Here is a 19,905-nt window from a genome sequence, read left to right as displayed (position 1 = left end):
GCAGGTTACTCTCCGTCGAATGGTTCGACCGGGATCTCTCTCCACGCTGCGGCACAAACCGTTCAGGCTGTTCCTCCTCGCACGGCTCATCTCGATGAGCGGAACGGCGATGGCTCCCGTGGCCCTGGCCTTCGCGGTGTTCGGGTTCGACAGCAGTCCGGCGTCCCTGGCGATCGTCCTCGCCTGCAACACCGCGCCCCAGCTGGTCCTCCTCCTCGTCGGAGGAGTCGTCGCGGACCGGTTCTCCCGTCAACGGGTCATGGTGATCGGCAACTTGGTGCCGGCCGTCACCCAGGGCTGCGTCGCCCTGCTCGTGGCGACGGGAACGGCCACCACTGGGCGGATCGCCCTCTTCGCGGCGCTGGCGGGCTGCGCGTCGGCCCTGACCCAGCCCGCCATGAACAGCCTGCTGCCGCAGCTCGTCGATCCCGGCGAGCTGCAGCAGGCGAACGCGCTGATGCGGTTGCCCGGCAATGTGGTCCGCATCCTCGCGCCGGCGGTCGGCGGCGCCCTCGTCGCACTCGTCGGCCCGGAACCGACCCTGGCCTGGGACGCCGCCAGCTTCGCGGTCGCGGCCTTCCTCTGCAGCCGTCTCGACGTTCCCGGACCCGCCAGGACCGCGACTGCTTCAGTCTTCCGTGACTTCAAGGATGGCTGGAAAGAGTTCTCCCGTCTTTCCTGGATCTGGTCCTATGCGCTGTCCGGCACCGTGGTCGTCGCCCTCTGGCTCGGCGGCTATCAGCTCCTCGGCCCGGTGATCGCCCGCAACGGTCATCTGGGTGCTTCCTCCTGGGGAATCGTCCAGGGCGCACTCGCGGCAGGCCTGCTCCTGGGCGGAATCGTTTCGCTCAAGTGGAAACCGTCCAGAATCATGGTCGTGTGCGTCTGCGCCAATGTGCCTCTCGCGCTGCCCTTCCTGGCACTCGCCCTGGGCGCCCCGCTCCCCGTGCTGGCCGGGGCGACGGTCATGGCCGGCATCGGCCTCGACATCGCGATCGTGTGCTGGAACACCGCCGTGCAGGAACAGCTGCCGCCCGAGGTGCTCGGGCGGGTCACCTCCTTCAGCTCGGCCGGTGAGCTCATGTCGGTGCCGCTGGGCTACCTCGCGGTGGGAGCCGTCGCGACCCGGCTCGGTACGGAATCCGTCCTGCTCTGGAGTGCCGTACTGATGGTGTCGGCGAGCCTGGCACTGTTGCTCGTCCCGAGCGTGCGGGCCGTCCGCAGGCTGCCCGCGGGCACCGGGCCCGTCGTGGTGGCGGCAGCGACAGCGGTAGTGGCGGGGGAGCGCAGTCCCCGGGGCCGGAACGGCCGGACGCCCGATCAGGTGGCCCGCCCATAGCGGACCGCTGAGCTCCAGATCCGCTCCAGGCGTACCCGGGTTCCGGGGCGCGGGGCATGCCAGATCCGGTCGTCGCCGGCGTAGATGCCCACGTGGGTCATGGTCGAGCCGCTGGGGAAGAAGACCAGGTCCCCGGCCGCGCGATCGGCCTCGGGGATGTGGCGGGTGTGCTCGTACTGCTGGTCCGCGGTGCGCGGGAGGCGTTTGCCGGCCTTCTTGAAGGCGTAGAGGGTGAGGCCCGAACAGTCGAAGCGTTTGGGGCCGGTGGCGCCGTAGGCATACGGCGAGCCCTGTTTGGATGCGGCCACCGCGACGGCTCTGGCGCCATACGGGGCGGCGGCGTGCGCCGGGGCTGCGGGGCCGGTCAGTGCGGCGGCCGTCAGGAGCAGCAGGGAGAGTGCGGCGCGTGCTCTGGGGCAACAGCACGTGGGGAGAAGGCCCTTGGGGGCCTTTCGGAAGTCGGTCCTGAAGCAGGACATCGTGACACCTCCGCAATCGGTTGGCAGGTAACAGTCAGGTCAGTGGTCAAGGTCCTGTTCTCGGTCGAATGCCTCATGGGTCTGACGGCGGACCAGTTTTCTCCGACGCGGCACGCTGAACGGTGTCGGACACAGGCTGATTTGTCTCGATTTTGCATTCGATTCGAGATGATAGGCATGAATGATTGCCATACCGACGCGCCCGACATGCCGCTCCGCGACGCCTTTGCGGGCTCGCCCCGCATAATCTGCGTGAGGCCGGATCCGCCGGCTTCTATGATCATCGGATGATGGATCCGCGCTACCCCGTGAAACCCCGCCCCGGAGACCAGGTCGCCGTACTGTCGCCCTCGTCCGGCCTCCCCGGTCTCTTCCCGATGCCGTACGAGCTCGGGCTGCGCCGGCTCCTGGAGGACTTCGGTCTGAAGCCGGTGGAGTACCCGACGACCCGGACGATGGGTGCGACGCCCGAGGACCGGGCCGCGGACATCCACGCCGCCTTCGCGGACCCCGACATCAAGGCCGTGATCACCAGCATCGGCGGCGACGACCAGATCACCGTCCTTCCCCACCTCGACCGTGACCTGATACGCGCCAACCCCAAGCCGTTCCTCGGCTACAGCGACAACACCAACCTGCTGCTGTTCCTCAGGAACTTGGGCATCGTCGGCTACCACGGCGGGTCGGTCATGGTCGGCTTCGGACGGCCCGGCGCGATGCACCCGTCGACCGCCGACTCGCTGCGGGCGGCGCTGTTCACGTCGGGCGAGTACGAGCTCACCGCGGCGGACACCTACGGAGACGTCAACAGCCCCTGGGAGGACCCGCACACCTTCGAATCCGAGCCGTTCATGGAGCCGGCCGACGGCTGGTCCTGGCACAACGCCGACCGGGTCGTCGAAGGCATCAGCTGGGGCGGCAACCTGGAGATCATCTCCTGGCTGCTGATGGCCGACCGCGTGGTGCAGCCGGTCGACTCCTACGCCGGAAATGTGCTGTTCCTGGAGACCTCCGAGGAAATGCCGCCCGCCGAGGAGGTCTACCGGGTCCTTCGGAGCATGGGCGAGCGCGGACTGCTGCAGCAGTTCCCCGCACTGCTCATGGGCAGGGCGAAGAGCTGGTCGTTCGAGAACCCGCTCGACGCCGAGGGCAAGGCGCACTACCGCCTGCAGCAGCGCGAGGCCGTCCTGCGCGCCCTGCGGCAGTACGCCCCCGACACCATGGTGGTGTTCGACGTCGAACTCGGCCACACCGACCCGCAAGTCGTCATCCCGGTCGGAGGCCGTATCTGGGTGGACGGCCCGGCGCGGAGGATCGTCGTCACCTACTGACCGACGACGCGGGGCTCAGTGGCTCTCGGAGCGGTAGGCGCGCATCGCCAGGGGCATGAAGACCGCCGTGATGCCGACCGCCCAGACCAGCGACCAGAGAATCGCCTCGCCGGCCGGAGTGCCGAGCAGCAGCCCGCGGAACGCGTCCGACAGATGTGTCACGGGGTTGACCTCGACCCATGCCTGGAGCCATCCGGGCATGGTGTCGACCTCGACGAACGCGCTGCTGGTGAAGGTGAGCGGGAAGATGAAGGTGAAGGCGAAGACCTGAACCTTCTCCGCGTCCCCGGCCACCATCCCGATCAGCACCGCCGTCCACGAGACGGCCGCGGCGAAGACGAGCAGCAGCACCGTCGCGCCGAGGAAACCGGCCGGACCGCCGGTGATCTCGAAGCCCAGCACCAGCCCCAGCGCGATCATCAGCAGCATCGCCCAGAGCTGTTTGGCGAGGTCCGCCACGATCCGGCCGAACAACGGCGCCGAACGGGCGATCGGCAGACTGCGGAGCCGGTCGAACACGCCCTTGGTGAGGTCGGTGTTCAGCGACATGGCGGTATACATGCTCATGAACAGCGTGTTCTGAACGATGATCCCCGCAAGCGCGTACTGGAGGTACTCCTGAGGGGAGCCCGCCATCTGCCCGCCGAAGACGTAGGTGAACAGGAACACGAACATGATCGGTGTGATGCTGTAGTCGACGAGCTCCAGCGGGTTGTGCTTCACCGAGACCAGGCTGCGCCAGGCCATGGTGGCGGTCTGCCGCAGGGCGGCGAGCGGCCGGACCCGGCCGCCGCGTCCGAGGCCGTCCGTGAGCGTCGTGCCGGTCATGACGGACTCCGTGCTTCTGCGTACTGCTCGTCCGCGTCGTCGTCGGCGTCGGCATCGGTGTCGCCCCGAGGGGGTGCGCCCGGCTCGGCGCGGTGGCCGGTCAGGGCGATGAACACCTCGTCCAGGGACGAGCGACGCAGCGTGAGCTCCGCGACGGCGATACCCGACTGGTCGAGGCGACGGACGACGCGCGGCATGAGCGCCGGGTCGTTGACGGGGGCGATGATTCCGTCGCCCTCGGTCTTGGCCTGCGGCCCCGCCTCCTCCGCGACCAGGGCGTGCGCCGCGTCGAGATCGGCCGGCCGGACCGGGCGCAGGTGCAGGACCTGACCGCCGACCTGGGCCTTCAGTTCGTCCGGCGTACCGTCGGCGATCACCCGCCCGTTGTCGATCACCACGATGCTGTTGGCCAGCCGGTCGGCTTCGTCCAGATACTGCGTGGTCAGCAGGGTGGTCATGCCCTCCGCCACCAGAACGCGCAGCATGTCCCACACCTCGCCGCGGCTGTGCGGATCGAGTCCGGTGGTCGGCTCGTCCAGGAAGAGGATCTGCGGACGCCCGACCAGGCTGGCCGCGAGGTCGAGCCGGCGCCGCATTCCGCCGGAGTAGGTCTTCACGGCCCGTCCCGCCGCGTCAGTGAGGTGAAAGCGGTCGAGCAGCTCGGCGGAGCGGGCCCGGGCACCGCCGCGCGACATCCCGAGCAGACGCCCGATCATCAGCAGGTTCTCCGTGCCGGTCATGTTCTCGTCCACGGCCGCGTACTGCCCGGTCAGCCCGATCAGCGAGCGGACCAGCCCCGCCTCCCGCACCACGTCGTGCCCGCCCACCTCGGCCCGCCCCTCGTCCGGGCGCAGCAGGGTGGCGAAGATACGGACCGCGGTCGTTTTGCCCGCGCCATTGGGGCCGAGCAGGCCCAGTACCGTCCCCGCCGGCACCTCGAGGTCCACCCCGTTCAGCGCGCGGGTCTCCTTGAACCGCTTGGCCAGGCCCTCGGCCTGGATCGCGTACCTCACGGGATCACCTCGTTCACGGAGAAATCGGCATCCCTACCACTGTGACCCATACCACTGACAGGCCGCCCGGCAGCGGGCCCGGCCGTCGCGCTACGCGGAACCGCAGCCGACGGCAGCGGCGGCCCGGGGCGCTATCCGCACCCGGTCCCGCGCGTACTCCACGGTCTCGCCCGGCAGGATCAGCAGCCCGGACTCGCCGTTCTGACACGCCCCGCCGATGCGCTGCACCTGCACGGACGGGCCCAGTCCGCCGGCCATGAACACCGTCGGGTCGACCTCCCAGCCGTGCACGGCCAGCCACAGCTCCAGTGCCGCCGTGTCCTCGGGCTCCGCGCCGCGCGGCCACTCGAACGTCGTGCTCCCCATGCCTGCCCCCTGTAGGTGGTCGGATCACCGCCGTAGATCCTGCCACCCCCCACTGACAGCCGCCGCACATTATCGCCGCCAACGACGTGCGCGCCCGCACTCCCCGTCGTGCGGGGAGTACGGGCGCGGCTGTCGGCAGAGCCGGGCGGTCAGCCGTTGCGGTGGTGCCGGCGGCCGTTCCAGGAGTCGCTGTCGAGGACGTTGCCACGGTTGTCGCGCAGGGTGGCGGTGTCGCGCTCGTCCCAGATCTGGTGACGCCGGTCCTGGTACACGTCGCGGCGGGTGTCGCGGCCCTGGCCGGTGTGGACCTTGACGCTGGAGCGGCCGTCCAGGCGGAAGTCGGCGAAGCGGTAGCGGTTGCCCTGCCGGTCGGTGAGGGTGAAGCCGCGCAGGTTGACGCTCTTGCGGCCGGTGTTCTTCACCTCGACCCATTCCCGGTTCAGCGCACGGGCGGAGCGGTCGCCGCGGTCGGCCCCGCCGTACTGGACGTCGCTGATCACGATCGAGGACGGGGCCCGGCGGTCGCGGTCACGCCCGTGGTCGTCGGCGGTGGCCGGGAGGGCGGCGGCGCCGACCAGGGCACCTGCGGCCAGGAGCGCGGCGACGACCCGGCGGGTGGCGAGAGAAGCAGACATGAAGATGACCCCTTCAACAGACAGCGGCCCGGCCCGCTTCGTGTACGGCGGGTGGGCTCCGAACAGTTCCCGGCGTCCTGCCGAGGAGCCATACTCTGGCCCCCAAGCGCCATCAAAAGCCACTAATTCGGGTCGTGTTGCAAAATACGGACGTATCGGTGACTCTCGCTTGTAGTGGACACGGGTCAACGCTGCGCTGACGCGAACGGCGGGAGCGTGCCCAACACGCCTTGGCATCACTGCGGAAAGGGTTCCTCAAGCAGGGACGCCCGTCCCCCGTGATGCCCTCCGGCCCTGCGCCGAACGGGTTCAGGGCCCCGTAACGGCCACTCCTGCCGCTTCTTCGCACGCGCTCGCGCGAGGCGATCGGGTGTTCTGTTTCTCGGGCCGGCGGGAGTGGCAGAGGCGGCCGCCGGCCGTCAAGGAGTCTTCGTCGCCCCGCCGTTGGCGACCGTGCCGAGCAGTCGCAGTTCGGAGGCGGTGAGCCGCAGTGCGCCCGCCGCCACATTGTCGGCGAGGTGGTCCGGGTTTCCCGTCCCGGGGATGGCCAGGACGTGAGTGCCCTGATGCAGGATCCAGGCGAGCCGTACCTGCGCCGGTGACGCGCCGTGGTGCCGGGCCACCGCGAGGACCTGGTCGTGCTCGGTCCGGACGGCGCCGGCCTCCCGCCCCTCCCCGGCGATGGAGAAGAAGGGCACGAACGCGATGCCGTGGGCCGCGCAGGCGCGGAGCATCTCCTGCCCGTCGGGCGCGTCGATCCCGTAGCGGTTCTGAACGCACACGACCGGCGCGATCTCCCGGGCCTGGGCGAGATGTTCCGGGCGGGCGCTGGAGATGCCGAGGTGGCGCACGAGTCCCGCGGCGCGCAGGTCGGACAGGGCCCCGAAGTGCTCGCTGATCGAGTCCTGGCCCATGATGCGCAGGTTCACCACGTCCAGGTGGTCGCGGCCGAGCTGGCGCAGGTTCTCCTCGACCTGGCCCCGCAGTTCGTCGGGCCGGGCGGACTCGGCCCACCCGCCGGAGGCGTCGCGGGCCGGGCCGACCTTGGTGGAGACGACGAGGTCGTCCGCGTACGGCGCCAGCGCCGAGTTGATCAGCTCGTTGGCGGAGCGGAGCCGGGAGAAGTAGAAGGCGGCGGTGTCGATGTGGTTGACGCCGAGTTCCACCGCGCGGCGCAGTACGGCGATCGCCCGGCCGCGGTCGCCGGGAGGCCCGTCGTGGGCGAAGGCGGCGCCGCCGGTCAGCCGCATCGCGCCGAAGCCGATCCGGTTGACCGTGAGGTCACCGAGCGTCCAGGTGCCCGCCGTTGCGGCGGAGATCGTGTGCGGCGTCTTCATCTGTTGCATCGGCTCCATTCGGTCGGCCATTGCCCCGAGGTCGTCCGGGGCGGCGGTCCTGGAGTATGCGCAGGTGGGAGCCGCTGCCGGAAGGTGTACATCAGCGGCTGAAGATCACAACGGGACCGGGAACCCGGGGTGTGCACGGAGCGTTACACCTACAGACGCTCAGTCCCGACAGGGCCCGCCGCCGCGCGGGCGGTCGCCCGGCTCTGCCTGATAATGGTGCCCAGGGGGCATTCGCTTGCTGGTGGACCATTCGCCCGGATTCGGGCGCGGAGGAGGCCGGAATGGGACGGGAGAGCAGGTACGAGTTGGTGTTCGCCGGCCCTGACCATGCGGTACCGGGCGGCGAGGAAACGGTCCTCCTTGTGCACCGCACCGACCGCACCGGCCCCGGCGGCCACCCGATCTACGCCGACGACACCGGGATCGTGCAGGCGGAGATCAGCGACCGGGGCGACGTGCGCATGATCGCGAGCGGCGGCCACCAGGAGCCCGCTTCGCGGGTGAGCGTGCGTCCCGTGCCCCGTGCGTGACGCGCGGCGGCCCGAAGGAGCAAGGATCCGCTGAGGGGCTGGTTCGGGGTGGCCGGAACATTCCATTTCGGCCGAACGGTCCGCTATCGTGACCGTCCGATCCCCTCACTCACCGGTCCGGATGGTCAGCCGTGTCCGCAGACTTCTCCCTCTCGCCCCTGATAGCGGCCACCGCGCACTGGCTCACCCGGGCCTATCCCGCCGACGGCGGCGCCCTGCAGCGCGGCCTGGCCGAAGCCCAGGCCCGCCAGGCCGTCACGGTCGCGGCCTGGCTGTGCTACCCGACCGAGCTGGACGCGCAGCTGGTCGCTCTGACGGGCCCCGGCGGATCGAACCGGCTCGACCGGATCGCCGGTACGGACGCCGCCGCCCCGAGCGGCCACGGCGCCGGGGGCGGCGTGGGGGGCTTCAGCGAGGAAGCCGGTGACGGCGACGCGTGGCGCACCTGGGTGGACGAGATCGTGGCCAGCTGGGCGGCATGCCTGCTGAGCCACCCCCACCTGGCCGCGGCCGCGGCCAGGGCCCTGGCGCGGACCCACCACGGCAGCGCCGTACCGCTCGCCTTCCACCGCCTCACCCGGCCGACGGCGACCGACCTCGACGCCGCTGCCTTGATGCGCCACCCCGATCTCCTCGCGCCGATAGCGCAGCTGCACCGCCCCCGGCTCCTGGCACGTCTGGAGGCCGACACCGCGCCGGCGGGGTGACCTCCGACGAGCCTCAGCCGCAGGTGGTCAGGCCGGCCAGATGGTCGACCACGTCCCGCAGGCGGCCCGCACGATCGAGGACGGCTCGCTGGCGCGCCGCGCCACTGCCCTTCCTGCGGAGCGCGTCGACTAGGCGGTAAACCTCCGCCTCGTCGCCCGCCGCGCGGAGCCCCGGGCCCGCGGCCCTGATCAGGGCCGCGATCCGGACCTCGGCAGGCACGTGATCGCCGGTGATCGGGTCGAGGGCGAAGCCCGTGGGCCCGTACCGGGCGGCGTACCGGTGCGCGTCACGCAGCCGTGCGACGGAGACGTCGGGCGCGGGCCCGTCCTCGTCCGCCCGAGCGAGGAGCGAGGCGCACAGACCGCGCAGCAGCAGTGCCGCGAGGACAGTGGTGTCGACGTCGGCGCTGGTGTCCGTGACGCGGAACTCGACGGTCGGCTGGTGCTCGGAGGGACGCGCGAACCAGTAGATCATCCGGCGGTCCATGAGGACGCCCGAGGCGACCAGGGCGTCCGCGGTCCTCTCGTACGAAACGGCGTCCACCAGCGGGGACGGGCCCGCGGTCGGCCAGCGGCCGAATTCCAGGGCCCGCCAGCTCGCGTAACCGGTGTCCAGCCCGCCGGCGAACGGCGAGTTCACGGCCAGGGCCTGGAGGGCGGGGAGCCAGGGGCGTACGCGGTTGGCCAGGAACAGGGCCTGCGCGCGGTCGGCGGTGCCGACGTGGATGTGGCAGCCGCACACGATCCCCAGCCTGCCGTCGACGAGGGCGCCGAAGTGCCGGGCCATGCGGCGGTAGCGCGGAGAGTCGGTGACCGGGATCGGTGCCGCCGGCGGCACCACGGCGGTGCCGGAGGCGACGAGCAGGCAGTGCGAGGCACGAGCCGCGTCGGCGACGCGGGCCCGAAGGAAGCACAGCTGGGCCCGCAGATCGTCGGAGGTGGTCGCGGGCCGGGTGCAGACCTCGACCATGCAGCGGTAGAACTCGGTCTGCACCAGATCACCGAGGGCGTACGAAGCGGCCTCGATCACCGGTCCGGCGCGCGCCACCGGGGCTCTGGTCAGGCGGTCGACGAGGAAGAACTCCTCCTCGACCCCCACCGTCGACACCACCGGTCTCCCCGTCGTGGCGAGCACCGCTGCGGTGGCGCGTCCCGGGCCGCGGTCCGGGACGCCGGCCGGAAGACTGCGCGGCTCGGTGGCGGTCATGTTCTACGTGTACCCCGAAACCGGCCCCCAAACAGCAGGCCGGCCCCACGGGCCCGGACCGCTTGAGGCGCGTCCGGATGGGCAGGCGCAAGGGCGTACCCGTACCAGGAACAGAGGGTGAGTGCCATGGAACGGACCACCGAGCCGGAGCCCGAGGGGCCCGGGCCCACACCCGCGACGCCGGACCCGGTCCCACGGGACCCGCGTCCGCCCGACCCGGGCGAGAAGCCGCCCGAGCCGGAACCTCCGGCCCCGGAACCCGGCACGTCACCGCCGGTCCCGGAGCCCCCCGACTGACCGAGTCACCGAACGGCCCAACCGCTCACCGGCCGAACGAGGAAGGATGTGAACGCTGTGCGAGTCGCCTTTCTGACGGCGCCCGAGGGTGTCGAGGAGATCGAACTCACCGAACCGTGGAAGGCCGTGCTCGGGGCGGGCTGGAACCCGCAGCTGGTCTCGACCGAGGCGGGCCTCGTCCAGGCCTTCCACCACCTGGACAAGGCCGGCACGTACCCCGTCGACCGGGTCCTCGCGAGCCGCACGGCCGACAGTTTCGACGCCCTCGTCCTGCCCGGCGGGGTCGCCAATCCCGACGCGTTGCGGATGTACGAGCCGGCCGTCGACTTCACCCGCGACTTCTTCGCGTCGGCCAAGCCGGTGGCCGCGATCTGCCACGCCCCGTGGATGCTGGTGGAGGCCGACGCCGTACGCGGGCGGACGCTGACCTCCTGGCCCAGCCTGGCGACCGACATCCGCAATGCGGGCGGTACCTGGGTCGACGAGGAGGTCCGGGTCTGCCACGCAGGACCCTCGACGCTGGTCACGAGCCGCAAGCCGGACGACCTGGACGCCTTCTGCGCGGCTCTCGTGAAGGAATTCGGCGACGGACCCCGCGCCGGAGCATGACGCGTGGGATCCACGGACGCATGGTCCGCCCTGCGGTCATTCCCGCAGGGCGGCAGTCGGCTTTTGCCCGGGGGGCGGCTGCGGAAAACCTCGCGAATGAGCGCGAATGAGCTGGGTGGTGATGGGTAGCCGCCGGACATGCCGTATCCCGTGATCCGCAATTGCGCCGCGCGTCAGGCCCCGGCCAGGACGCGCGGCGGCTTCGCCGTCCGGCGCGCCGGGCCGGCCGAGCCGGGAGGCGGACCCGCGTCATGAGCCGCGCCGCGCTCTTCGACGTCGACGGGACGCTCGCCGACACCAACCACCTGCACGTGACGTGCTGGTGGGAGGCGCTGCGGCAGGCCGGTCACCGGGTGCCGATGCACTCCGTCCACCGGGCCCTGGGACTGCCGGGCGAGGACCTGATCGCGCGGCTCCTCGGTGACGCTCGCGACAAGAGCGAGGACGACGCACTGAGCGCCGCGCACGAGACCCTGTACGGCACGTACTTCGACCGGTTGCCGAGCTACGACCGCGCCGCCGACCTACTGCGCGAACTTGACCGCAGGGGCTGGCGCGTCGTGCTGGTCACCTCGGCGAACAGCGTCGAACTGGAGGCGCTGAAGAAGGCGATCGACGCCGAGGACGCCATCACTGCCACCGCGAGCTCCGACGACGTGAGCGAGGGCAAACCGGCACCCGGCCCGGTGCACCACGCCCTCGGCCTCGCCGGGGCGCGGGCGCGCGACGCCGTGTTCGTCGGCGACAGCGTCTGGGACATGAAGGCCGCCGCCCGCGCGGAGGTCACCGGCGTCGGGCTCCTGTGCGGCGGCATTGCGCGTCACGACCTGGAGGAGGCCGGAGCCCGCGCCGTGTACCGCGACCCGGCCGATCTGCTCGAGCACCTCGACCGCAGCCCCTTCGCGCAGACCCCACCGGGCTGACCGACCGCCCGGCCGGTGTTCGTCACCGTCGCCCGGGGACATGGATCCCCGGCGGGCAGGCGACCTCGCACCAGACGCGCTTGCCGTCCGCCCCCGGCTCGGAACCCCAGTCCCGGGCCAGACGTTCCACGATCAGCAGCCCGTGACCGCCGGGCTGCGAGCGCTCGCCCCGCCCCGCCGGTACGCGCACCGGCGGCGCCGGATTGCCGTCCGTGACCTCGATCCGCAGCCGTTCGGCCGAGCAGTCGAGGACGAGTGCGCGGGGCCCTCCGCCGTGCAGGCAGGCATTGGCCACCACCTCCGACACCAGCAGGAGCACGTCCTCGGCGGCCTCCCGCTCGCGCTCCCCGTTGCCCGGGAGCCAGTGCCAGGCGGTCAGCGCCTCGCGGGCGAAATCACGGCTGCGCGAGACGACGTCGGTGGTTCCGGACAGCCTCAGGCTCCAGGTCCGGTCCGACGGCCCGCGCTGCTCCATGGCGCTCAGGCTCCTCCGCCGCGCGGGGTGCGCAGGGCTTCCGCCACATCGGTGTGGATGGGGAACACACCGTCCGCACCGGTGATCCGGAACATACGGGCGACGGGCCCGTGCAGGCCAACCAGTTCGAGGGTGGCCCCTGCCTCCTGCGCCGCGAGCCGCGTGTTCAGCAGCACGTTCAGCCCAGTGGAATCGCAGAAGCCGAGCGTCGCCAGATCGACCAGCACCCGGCGGCCCGGGGCGAGGGCCGCGTCGAGGGCGTCCCGCAGGGGCTGCGCCGTATCGTGGTCCAGTTCCCCCGCGAGCGCGATGACGACGGCTCCGTCCTCCACGGCCTCGACCGCGACGGTGAAGCGTCCGCTTTCCGCTTCCGGCACCATCCGGCACCACCCTTCCGTCGTGCTCTTGTGCGCCTGCCCGGGATCCAGCGCAATATACCTGTCTGTCCCGCGCGAAGGGTGGAGCGCCTCATGCCGTTGCGGTCTGCGGGTCCTCCGCGAGCAGTCCCTGCCGCAGCCGGCCCAGGATGCGGCCCAGCAGCCGGGAGACGTGCATCTGGGACATGCCCAGGCGCTCGCCGATCTCGGCCTGGGTCAGCTCTTCCCCGAAGCGGAGGGCGAGGATCGTCCGGTCCCGTTCGGTCAGCTCCTCCAGCAGGGGCTTGAGCGATTCCAGGTCCTCGACCGTCTCGAAGCGGCTCTCCTCCATGCCGAGGCTGCGCGCCAGCGTGCCGGGCGCGTCGTCCTCCTCCGTCACGGAGAGGTCCAGGGAAAGGCTGGTGAAGCCGTTGGCCGCCAGCCGGCCCTCGCAGACCTCCTCCACCGTGACGTCCAGCCGCTCGGCGAGCTCCTGCGCACTCGGGGCGTGCCCCAGTTCCTGCTCCAGCGCGTCATTCGCCTTGGCCAGGTCGATGCGCAGCTCCTGCAGCCGGCGCGGTACGCGGACGGCCCAGGTCGTGTCACGGAAGAACCGCTTGATCTCTCCCACGATCGTGGGCAGGGCGAACGACATGAATTCGAACCCGCGATCCGGGTCGAACCTGTTGATCGCCTTGATCAGGCCGATGGTGCCCACCTGCATGACGTCTTCCCACGGTGCGCTGCAATGGCGGACGCGCGTGGCCGCGTACTTGACCATGCTCAGATTCAGTTCGACCAGGGTGTTGCGCACGTACGAGTACTCCGCGGTGCCCTCGTCCAGTTCGTGCAGTCGCCGGAAGAGCGTCACGGACAGATCGTGCGCGTCCGCCGTGCTCACGGACTGCAGCTCCCGGATTTCGCGGATCTCGGGGATCTCGGGGATCTCGGGGGTCCTGGCAAGGTCCGGGAGTGCGTCCGGCTGCGGCGCGGGGGCGGCCTGAATACGGAGAGTGGTAGGCATGAGGCCTCCTTGGGAGTTCCCTCAAGCCACATACCCGCTCCCGACCGGTTGAAGCTGTGCAGGTCGTCGCCGTGCGTGACTCTGCGTGAGGGGATGAGGGGCTCAAGCGCGGCGCTGGGGCGCCCGTCACCGGGTCGCGGAGCCGTCCGGGGTCAGGTGGTAGATGGCGAAGGCCCTGTCGATGACCGGCATCGCGACGTTGCGCACCCGCACCCCGCCCGCCGTCGTTCCGTGCTCCGTACCCAGGTGGGCGTGGCCGTGGACGGCGAGATCCGCACCGGCCCCGTCGACGGCCTCCGCGAGCAGGTAGCTTCCGAGGAAGGGATAGATCTCGGGCGGCTCACCGGCCAGCGTGTCCGCCACCGGGGAGAAATGGGTGAGCGCGATGCGCAGGTCACTGCCCGCCTCGGCGAGTTCGCGCAGCGACCGCTCGAGCTCCTCCGCGCAGCGCCGGGTGTAGCGGATGAACGCCTTCATCTCGGGCTCGCCGAACTCGCTGCCGCAGCGCCCCGCGAAGCCACCGCCGAAGCCCTTCGTTCCGGCGATTCCGACCCTCGCGCCGTCGACGTCGACCAGGACGCCGTCGCCTTCCAGGACCCGTACCCCTGCCTCCGCCAGCACGCGGGTGACGGCCGTCTGCCGGCCGCTCTGGTAGTCGTGATTGCCGAGCACCGCGATCACCGGCACCGGGAGCCGGTCCACCTCTCCGGCCACCACATGGGCCTCCTGCGGAGTGCCGTGACGCGTCAGGTCGCCGGCGAGCAGCAGCAGGTCCGCACAGTCTCCGAGCGTCTCGAAGGCGGGGCGCAACAGGCCTTCGCTGCCGGGGCCGAGGTGGATGTCGCCGACAGCCGCGACGCGGATCACAGCAGCTCCTCCGAGCGGTCGGGAGGGCTGGCGCAGCACACGGTGACGTCCTCGCGCCAGGGAAGGCCCACGAGTTCCTCCCCGGCGATGCGCAGGATCTCCGCCCGGCACTCCCCGCTGCTCACGCCGCCACGGACCAGTACGCCCGCGCCGCGCGCCTCGACCCGGACGCCGAGCTCGGCGATCTCCTCGCGCGCGAGGCGTTCCCTGAGGTGCTCGATGCGGTACTCGATGAGCTCGGTCGAAGTCACGGCGTCGCCTCCCAGGGATCGGTGATCTGGAGCCGTTCGAGCAGGTAGAGGAACGCGTCGGGCAGCGGGGCGGACCGGTGGGCCCGGTTCAGCCGGTCCCAGTCGATCTGTTCCCGCAGCATCCGCGCCATCGGGAGCAGGTCGCCGAAGTCGCAGTAGTGCTCGCAGAGCGCCGTGAGCCGGGCGTCCATGAGGTCGGTCGGTGCCAGGACGGGCATCCACACCGAGTCCACCGGCCGGACCTCGGCCCGCTCCAGCAGCGCGGTACTCACCGGACGCCGGGCGAGCTCGAAGATCAGGTCGATCTCCTCCCCGCCCGCCCGGCCCTTGACCAGCCAGTCCTCGGGTGCCCGGCGCATGGCGATACCGCCGTTCTCCAGTGCCTTGACCACGGCGTCCGCGTCCTCGGGCCGGACACAGAAGTCGGTGTCGTGCTGGAAGCCGGCCGGCACGCCGTGGGCGAAGGCGGCCACGCTGCCGGCGAGTGCGAACGGCTGCCCCGACGCCTTCAGGAGCGCCGCCACGCGCTTGGTGGTCTCCAGGATCGCCTGGGTGTGGTCGTGCGGCAGGCTTCCGTCCGCACCGCCTGCCTCCGGAAGCGGGGTTCCGGGCCGGGCCGCGAAGTCCGACGGAGAGGGAGGAAAATTTCTCACGCTGTGCCTCCGGGCGCCCGGGACCGGTTCCCTGCCGTGTCCTCATGGGCTGCGGCTTGCCCGGACAGCGTTCCTGAAACCTGTACGAAGCGGTCGGTCACCCGCCCGGCCCATGGGCGCGGCCGTCAGGTGATCGGTTCGGGAGCCGGTACCGGCCCGGGCAGCGGTCCCGGCTGCGGGAGCGGATCGGGCTGCGGGGCGGGATCCGGCCGGGGATCGGGCCCGGGCCGGGGCGGCGCCGGTGGCACCGGGTCGGGGCCGCCGGGACCCGGGACGGGCCCGGGCAGCGGACCGGGCTGCGGACCGGGCCCGGGTCCGGGCGCCGGCGTGGGGTTGGGCGGTACGGGGTCGTCAGGGGTACGCATGAGGTCGTGCATGAGGCCCACCTCGCATCGGGTTCCTGTCACGGCGCCGGCCGTCCGCCACGCGGCGGCGCGCGCGGCGGACCGTACGACGGCCGTGCTTGACCCCGCGCGGATACCCGGCCGGTCCGTGTTGATGCCGCGCGGCCCCTTTCTCCTCCCGGGGCGGGTCAGCTGCCGGGCCGGATCACCACCGCCAGCACCTCCACCGGGGGGCCGTGCCGGAAGTGGAGAACGAACGGCACGAAGTCGCCCGCCCGCCAGCTCGTACTCGTCTTCTTGCGCGCCATGACGCTCACGCCGAAGGGGGACATGGTGAGGGCGGCGCCCGCGGGCACCTGCACCGATCCCGCCATCCGCATGGTGTCGGCCCCGAGGCCGGAACTCGCGTGCCGGCTCAGCATCGACCTCTCGACGGCAGGTGACGTCACGGACGTCAACTGGTCCGCCGAACCGCCCACGTTGACGATGTCGAAGAAGGCTGCCGTCTCCTGGCTGTTGCCGTAGGGGAGGAAGACACGGCCGTTGCCGACGGCCATCCGCGGAGGGCTGCCCGCGGCACCGGACGAGGTCCAGATCGTCAGACCGGTCAGCGTCACCGCGCACGCGACCACCGGGACGATCGCGGCGCGCAGCCCGTCCCGCACGCGCCGACGGGACGGGAGTCGGGACCGCGCGGTCTGCCCCGCAGGTGATTGCGTCATCGCCCCATACCTTCCGCCCGGCCGCTCGTACCCGCCCGCCGTGCATGCGGCGCGGGCTGCCACGTGCGCAACCGGAGACTGTTGCCCACCACCATCAGGGAACTCACGGACATCGCGGCCGCCGCGACCATCGGATTGAGCAGCCCCACCGCGGCGAGCGGAACGGTGACGACGTTGTACCCGAAGGCCCAGACGAGGTTGGCCCGGATCGTCCCGAGGGTCCGCCGGGCCAGCTGGACGGCGTCGGCGACGGCCTCGATGTCGCCGCGTACGAGCGTGACGTCGGCCGCGCCGATGGCCACGTCCGTTCCACTGCCCATGGCGATGCCGAGGTCGGCCCCCGCCAGCGCCCCGGCGTCGTTCACCCCGTCGCCGATCACCGCGACCCGGCGACCCTCGTCGCGCAACACCCGCACGAGTTGCGCCTTGTCCTCGGGTGAACAGTGCGCGTGCACGTCCCTGATGCCGAGGGCGGAGGCGACGCGGACCGCGGTGGCCCTGCGGTCGCCGGTGGCCAGCACCGGCTCCACCCCCAGGCGCCGCAGCCGGTCGACGGCCCGGTAGCTGCCGGGGCGCAGGACGTCCCCGACGGAGATCAGGGCCTGGTCGGCGCCGTCCACCCGGACCAGGACCGGCGTGTGCGCGGCCGCCTCCGCCTCGGCCAGCGCTCCGTCCAGCGCGGGGTGCAGGTCCGCGCCGGCGGCGCGCACCTCCACCCGGTGCCCCTCCACCACCCCGGTCACACCGACCCCCGCGGTCGCCCGGAAGCCGGTCACCGCGGCCGGTGACCGACGGCGCGGTTCCGTCCGGTAGTACGCGACCACGGCGCGGCCCAGCGGGTGCTCGGAGCCCTGTTCCACCGAGGCGGCCAGCCACAGGGCCCGCTCGCTCCCGATCCCGTCGGGCACGGCCGTCACGCGCGAGACGGTCATCCGGCCGGTCGTCAGCGTGCCGGTCTTGTCCAGGACCACGGTGTCGACATGGCGCAGGGTCTCCAGTGCCCGGGGGCCGCTCACCAGCAGACCCAGCTGCGCGCCCCGGCCCGTGGCCGCCAGCAGGGCGGTGGGAGTCGCCAGCCCCAGCGCGCAGGGACAGGCCACGACCAGGACGGCCACACAGGCCGTGACGGCCGCCTGCGGAGCGGCCCCGGCACCGAGCCAGAAGCCGAGAACGGTGACGGCCAGGGCCAGCACCACCGGGACGAAGACGCCCGCCACCGTGTCCGCCAGGCGCTGGGCCCGGGCCTTGCCGGCCTGCGCCTCGGTGACCATGCGGGTGATCCGCGCGAGCTGGGTCTGCGAGCCGACCGCGGTGGCCCGCACCACCAGCAGGCCGCCCGCGTTGACCGCACCGCCGACCACCGCCTGCCCGGGGCCGACCTCGACGGGGTCGCTCTCGCCGGTGACCAGGGACAGGTCGACGGCCGATCCGCCGGAGGTCACCACCCCGTCCGTCGCGACCCGCTCGCCCGGCCGGACGATGAACTCCTGCCCCACCCGCAATTCCTCGATCGGCAGGAGACGCTCGCGGCCGTCCTCCCGCACGGTCACGTCCTTGGCGGCCAGCCCGGCGAGTGAGCGCAGCGCCTCGCCCGTGCCGCGGCGTGCCCTGGACTCGAGGAAACGCCCGGTCAGGACGAAGAGCGGCACGCCGACGGCCGCCTCCAGGTAGATGTGGGACACCTCCCCGCCCGCCGAGGGCAGCAGGCTGAAGGGCATCCGCATCCCCGGATCGCCCGCCCCGTCGAGGAACAGCGCGTACGCCGACCAGAGGAAGGAGGCGACCACCCCCAGCGACACCAGCGTGTCCATCGTGGCCGCCGCGTGCCGCAGCCCGCGTACGGCCCGGGTGTGGAACGGCCACGCGCCCCAGACGGCGACCGGCGCGGCCAGGGCGAAGCACAGCCACTGCCAGTTGCGGAACTGCAGCGCGGGCACCATCGACAGCACCAGAACCGGAACGGACAGCAGGGCGGTGATCAGCAGCCGCCGGACCTCCTCGCGGCCGGGGGGACGGCCGGTGCCCGCCGGCGGGCTCGGTTCGTGCGCGGGCCGGGGCGGTGCGGGCAGTTCGGCGCTGTAGCCCGCCCGCTCGATCGCCGTGACGAGATCCTGCGCCGTCACGTCCGACGGATGGCTCACCCTGGCCCGCCCGGTGGCCAGATTGACCGTGGCGCTCACGCCCTCGATCCTGGCCAGCCGCTTCTCGACGCGGTTCACACAGGCCGCGCACGTCATACCGCCGACGACCAGGTCGGTGCTCGCGCGCAGCTCCGTCCGCTCCGCCGTCACCGCGTGCCGCCCGTGCCCGTACCGGCGGTGTGCCCGTGCGGCCGGGCAGGGTCCCCGACGAAGCCCGGGCCGTCGAACTCGGTGGAGCGCATACCGGGAGCGACCGGGTCGGCGGCGGACCCCACCGCGTACGAGAGCGCGAACATCGCTATGAGGAGCGCCAGGAAGCCGGTGAGAGCGGGCGGTGGCGCCCACCGCTTCAGGGCGGTGATCGCCAGGGTCGGGTACTCAAGCCGGTCCGCCATCGTCACTCCGGATTCTTGTACTCGGTGCCAGACGGACGAGGTGCCGGCCACCGGCGGCCCGGAACCTGCGCGCCGCGGTACCGGAGCCGGGACGGCACCCCCTCCGGCGAGGTAGTCGCAGAGATACGGAAGGAGGTTCCCGCGATTTCGAAATCCGTCGGGCCGGGCGCGCGGCGGCCCGGGGCGGAGGTCACAGGGGCGGACCCTTATGGACCTCTTGCTCCGTATGTCACTCTGGCCGGGCGAACCGGGCCACCCACCTGCCAGGGCCCCGGCCGATCGACCGACACGGAAAATGCCCATGTCCCTGCCGTCCCCCTCCCGAGCCGTACCCGCCGCAATCGCCGGTGCCGTGACCGTCCTGCTGACGGCGTGCGGGCCCTCGGCCGCCGCCGGCCCGGCAGCGCCACCGCACGCGGCGCCGACGGCAGCCGCGGCATCCGCCGCCCACCAGCCCGCGCGGGAACCGTCGCCGGTGGCCACTGCCACCCCGGCCGCCCCCGCCCCCGCGCACGTGGCCTCGACGCTGTCCATACCTTCCGTGGGGATCTCCGGGCTGCGCGTGATGCCGTACGAGGGCACCACCGACGACGTGGCCGGGACGCGCATCCAGGACCGCGGTGTGGCGGCGAGTCCCTACGGTGAGCGGGGCGGAGTCGGCCCCGGCCAGGTGGGCAACTTCCTGGTCACGGCGCACCGCCTGTCGGCCGGCGGCCCGCTGGGCAGCCTGCCGGGCGTGAACAAGGGCGATACGGTCCTCGTGACCGTCGGTGACGTGGTGTACACCTACGAGATCACCGCGACCCGCAAGACGTCCTTCCGTTCGGAGCGCTCGCTGAGCGAGCAGCGCGCCGCGGTGCCGGGGGAACCCGGCGCGGCCCCCACGCGGGCGATGATCACGATCTCGACGTGTGCCACGCCGGAGGACCACGCCGAGGGCAACTTCTGGAGCGACGCCCAGGGCAACCCCGAGCACCGCATCGACAAGATAGGCGTGCTGCGCAAGACCTCCGGAGCCCCGTCCGCCGGCTGACGCGCGGCTGACCCACGGCTCCGCCCCGCCGTGC

General features: G+C 72.1%; 23 protein-coding genes. 7 read left to right on the top strand and 16 right to left on the bottom strand.

Annotated features, from left to right (window positions below; translation table 11 throughout):
* Positions 1-19: 19 nt before the first annotated feature.
* Complete coding sequence (locus OG753_RS02610) at positions 20-1,339, top strand: MFS transporter (protein WP_405786915.1); 1,320 nt, start codon at positions 20-22, stop codon at positions 1,337-1,339.
* On the opposite strand, the gene OG753_RS02605 is transcribed toward OG753_RS02610, so the two are convergent.
* The gene (locus tag OG753_RS02605; RefSeq protein ID WP_327260442.1) at positions 1,321-1,818 is read right to left on the bottom strand and encodes a C40 family peptidase; all 498 of its coding nucleotides are present in this window, start codon (positions 1,816-1,818) and stop codon (positions 1,321-1,323) included. The genes OG753_RS02610 and OG753_RS02605 overlap by 19 nt on opposite strands.
* A gap of 290 nt (positions 1,819-2,108) precedes the next feature.
* On the opposite strand from OG753_RS02605, the gene OG753_RS02600 reads away from it, so the two are divergent.
* A complete protein-coding gene (locus tag OG753_RS02600; RefSeq protein ID WP_405792510.1) occupies positions 2,109-3,149 on the top strand; it encodes a S66 peptidase family protein in 1,041 nt (346 codons plus the stop codon).
* A 15-nt stretch (positions 3,150-3,164) separates the two neighbouring features.
* On the opposite strand, the gene OG753_RS02595 is transcribed toward OG753_RS02600, so the two are convergent.
* The 5 genes from OG753_RS02595 to OG753_RS02575 form a co-directional block, all read right to left on the bottom strand.
* Positions 3,165-3,977, bottom strand: a complete 813-nt coding sequence (locus OG753_RS02595; RefSeq protein ID WP_327260440.1) for an ABC transporter permease — start codon at positions 3,975-3,977, stop codon at positions 3,165-3,167.
* On the bottom strand, positions 3,974-4,990 hold the full coding sequence (locus OG753_RS02590; protein WP_405786914.1) for an ATP-binding cassette domain-containing protein: 1,017 nt from the start codon (positions 4,988-4,990) through the stop codon (positions 3,974-3,976). Before OG753_RS02590 ends, OG753_RS02595 begins: the two co-directional genes overlap by 4 nt.
* A 90-nt stretch (positions 4,991-5,080) precedes the next feature.
* On the bottom strand, positions 5,081-5,356 hold the full coding sequence (locus tag OG753_RS02585) for a hypothetical protein (RefSeq protein WP_327260438.1): 276 nt from the start codon (positions 5,354-5,356) through the stop codon (positions 5,081-5,083).
* Positions 5,357-5,505: 149 nt separating this feature from the next.
* Positions 5,506-5,991, bottom strand: a complete 486-nt coding sequence (locus OG753_RS02580; RefSeq protein ID WP_327260437.1) for a lamin tail domain-containing protein — start codon at positions 5,989-5,991, stop codon at positions 5,506-5,508.
* A 419-nt stretch (positions 5,992-6,410) separates the two neighbouring features.
* Positions 6,411-7,328: an oxidoreductase gene (locus OG753_RS02575; RefSeq protein WP_405786912.1), complete on the bottom strand. Its 918-nt coding sequence runs from the start codon at positions 7,326-7,328 to the stop codon at positions 6,411-6,413.
* A 290-nt stretch (positions 7,329-7,618) separates the two neighbouring features.
* Here OG753_RS02575 and OG753_RS02570 point away from each other — a divergent pair, with 290 nt between their 5' ends.
* Positions 7,619-7,867 carry a DUF6296 family protein gene (locus OG753_RS02570; RefSeq protein ID WP_327260435.1) on the top strand — a complete coding sequence of 83 codons (249 nt, stop codon included), beginning with the start codon at positions 7,619-7,621 and terminating at the stop codon, positions 7,865-7,867.
* Between the two features lie 131 nt (positions 7,868-7,998).
* Entirely contained in the window at positions 7,999-8,574 is a 576-nt protein-coding gene (locus OG753_RS02565) for a hypothetical protein (RefSeq protein WP_405786910.1), read from the top strand.
* Positions 8,575-8,587: 13 nt separating this feature from the next.
* On the opposite strand, the gene OG753_RS02560 is transcribed toward OG753_RS02565, so the two are convergent.
* Complete coding sequence (locus OG753_RS02560; RefSeq protein ID WP_405786908.1) at positions 8,588-9,781, bottom strand: glutamate--cysteine ligase; 1,194 nt, start codon at positions 9,779-9,781, stop codon at positions 8,588-8,590.
* A 354-nt stretch (positions 9,782-10,135) separates the two neighbouring features.
* Between OG753_RS02560 and OG753_RS02555 the strand changes: the two genes are divergently transcribed.
* Together OG753_RS02555 and OG753_RS02550 are read left to right on the top strand one after the other, a co-directional pair.
* Positions 10,136-10,687: a type 1 glutamine amidotransferase domain-containing protein gene (locus OG753_RS02555; protein ID WP_327266633.1), complete on the top strand. Its 552-nt coding sequence runs from the start codon at positions 10,136-10,138 to the stop codon at positions 10,685-10,687.
* 251 nt (positions 10,688-10,938) lie between these two features.
* On the top strand, positions 10,939-11,610 hold the full coding sequence (locus OG753_RS02550) for an HAD family hydrolase (protein ID WP_327260432.1): 672 nt from the start codon (positions 10,939-10,941) through the stop codon (positions 11,608-11,610).
* A gap of 22 nt (positions 11,611-11,632) precedes the next feature.
* Here OG753_RS02550 and OG753_RS02545 read toward each other — a convergent pair whose 3' ends face one another.
* From OG753_RS02545 to OG753_RS02505, 9 genes are all read right to left on the bottom strand, one after another.
* Complete coding sequence (locus OG753_RS02545; protein WP_327260431.1) at positions 11,633-12,085, bottom strand: ATP-binding protein; 453 nt, start codon at positions 12,083-12,085, stop codon at positions 11,633-11,635.
* Between the two features lie 5 nt (positions 12,086-12,090).
* Positions 12,091-12,465 carry an STAS domain-containing protein gene (locus OG753_RS02540; RefSeq protein WP_383191120.1) on the bottom strand — a complete coding sequence of 125 codons (375 nt, stop codon included), beginning with the start codon at positions 12,463-12,465 and terminating at the stop codon, positions 12,091-12,093.
* An 88-nt stretch (positions 12,466-12,553) separates the two neighbouring features.
* Entirely contained in the window at positions 12,554-13,465 is a 912-nt protein-coding gene (locus OG753_RS02535) for a SigB/SigF/SigG family RNA polymerase sigma factor (protein WP_327260429.1), read from the bottom strand.
* A 126-nt stretch (positions 13,466-13,591) separates the two neighbouring features.
* A complete protein-coding gene (locus tag OG753_RS02530; RefSeq protein ID WP_327260428.1) occupies positions 13,592-14,332 on the bottom strand; it encodes a metallophosphoesterase in 741 nt (246 codons plus the stop codon).
* Positions 14,329-14,583: a hypothetical protein gene (locus tag OG753_RS02525; RefSeq protein WP_327260427.1), complete on the bottom strand. Its 255-nt coding sequence runs from the start codon at positions 14,581-14,583 to the stop codon at positions 14,329-14,331. The genes OG753_RS02530 and OG753_RS02525 overlap by 4 nt, the downstream gene beginning before the upstream one ends.
* Positions 14,580-15,236 carry a nucleotidyltransferase family protein gene (locus tag OG753_RS02520; RefSeq protein WP_327260426.1) on the bottom strand — a complete coding sequence of 219 codons (657 nt, stop codon included), beginning with the start codon at positions 15,234-15,236 and terminating at the stop codon, positions 14,580-14,582. Before OG753_RS02520 ends, OG753_RS02525 begins: the two co-directional genes overlap by 4 nt.
* 532 nt (positions 15,237-15,768) lie before the next feature.
* On the bottom strand, positions 15,769-16,302 hold the full coding sequence (locus OG753_RS02515; protein ID WP_405786907.1) for a copper chaperone PCu(A)C: 534 nt from the start codon (positions 16,300-16,302) through the stop codon (positions 15,769-15,771).
* The gene (locus OG753_RS02510) at positions 16,299-18,539 is read right to left on the bottom strand and encodes a heavy metal translocating P-type ATPase (protein WP_405792508.1); all 2,241 of its coding nucleotides are present in this window, start codon (positions 18,537-18,539) and stop codon (positions 16,299-16,301) included. The genes OG753_RS02515 and OG753_RS02510 overlap by 4 nt, the downstream gene beginning before the upstream one ends.
* Before the next feature lie 50 nt (positions 18,540-18,589).
* Entirely contained in the window at positions 18,590-18,838 is a 249-nt protein-coding gene (locus tag OG753_RS02505; RefSeq protein ID WP_327260424.1) for a hypothetical protein, read from the bottom strand.
* Between the two features lie 301 nt (positions 18,839-19,139).
* Between OG753_RS02505 and OG753_RS02500 the strand changes: the two genes are divergently transcribed.
* A complete protein-coding gene (locus OG753_RS02500) occupies positions 19,140-19,871 on the top strand; it encodes a class E sortase (protein ID WP_405786906.1) in 732 nt (243 codons plus the stop codon).
* Positions 19,872-19,905: the final 34 nt, after the last annotated feature.

The organism is Streptomyces sp. NBC_00029, from assembly GCF_045160505.1.
Classification (GTDB): Bacteria; Actinomycetota; Actinomycetes; order Streptomycetales; family Streptomycetaceae; genus Streptomyces.
The sequence above is the reverse complement of the archived record's forward strand: the minus strand, read 5'-3'. Positions and strand labels throughout refer to the sequence as shown.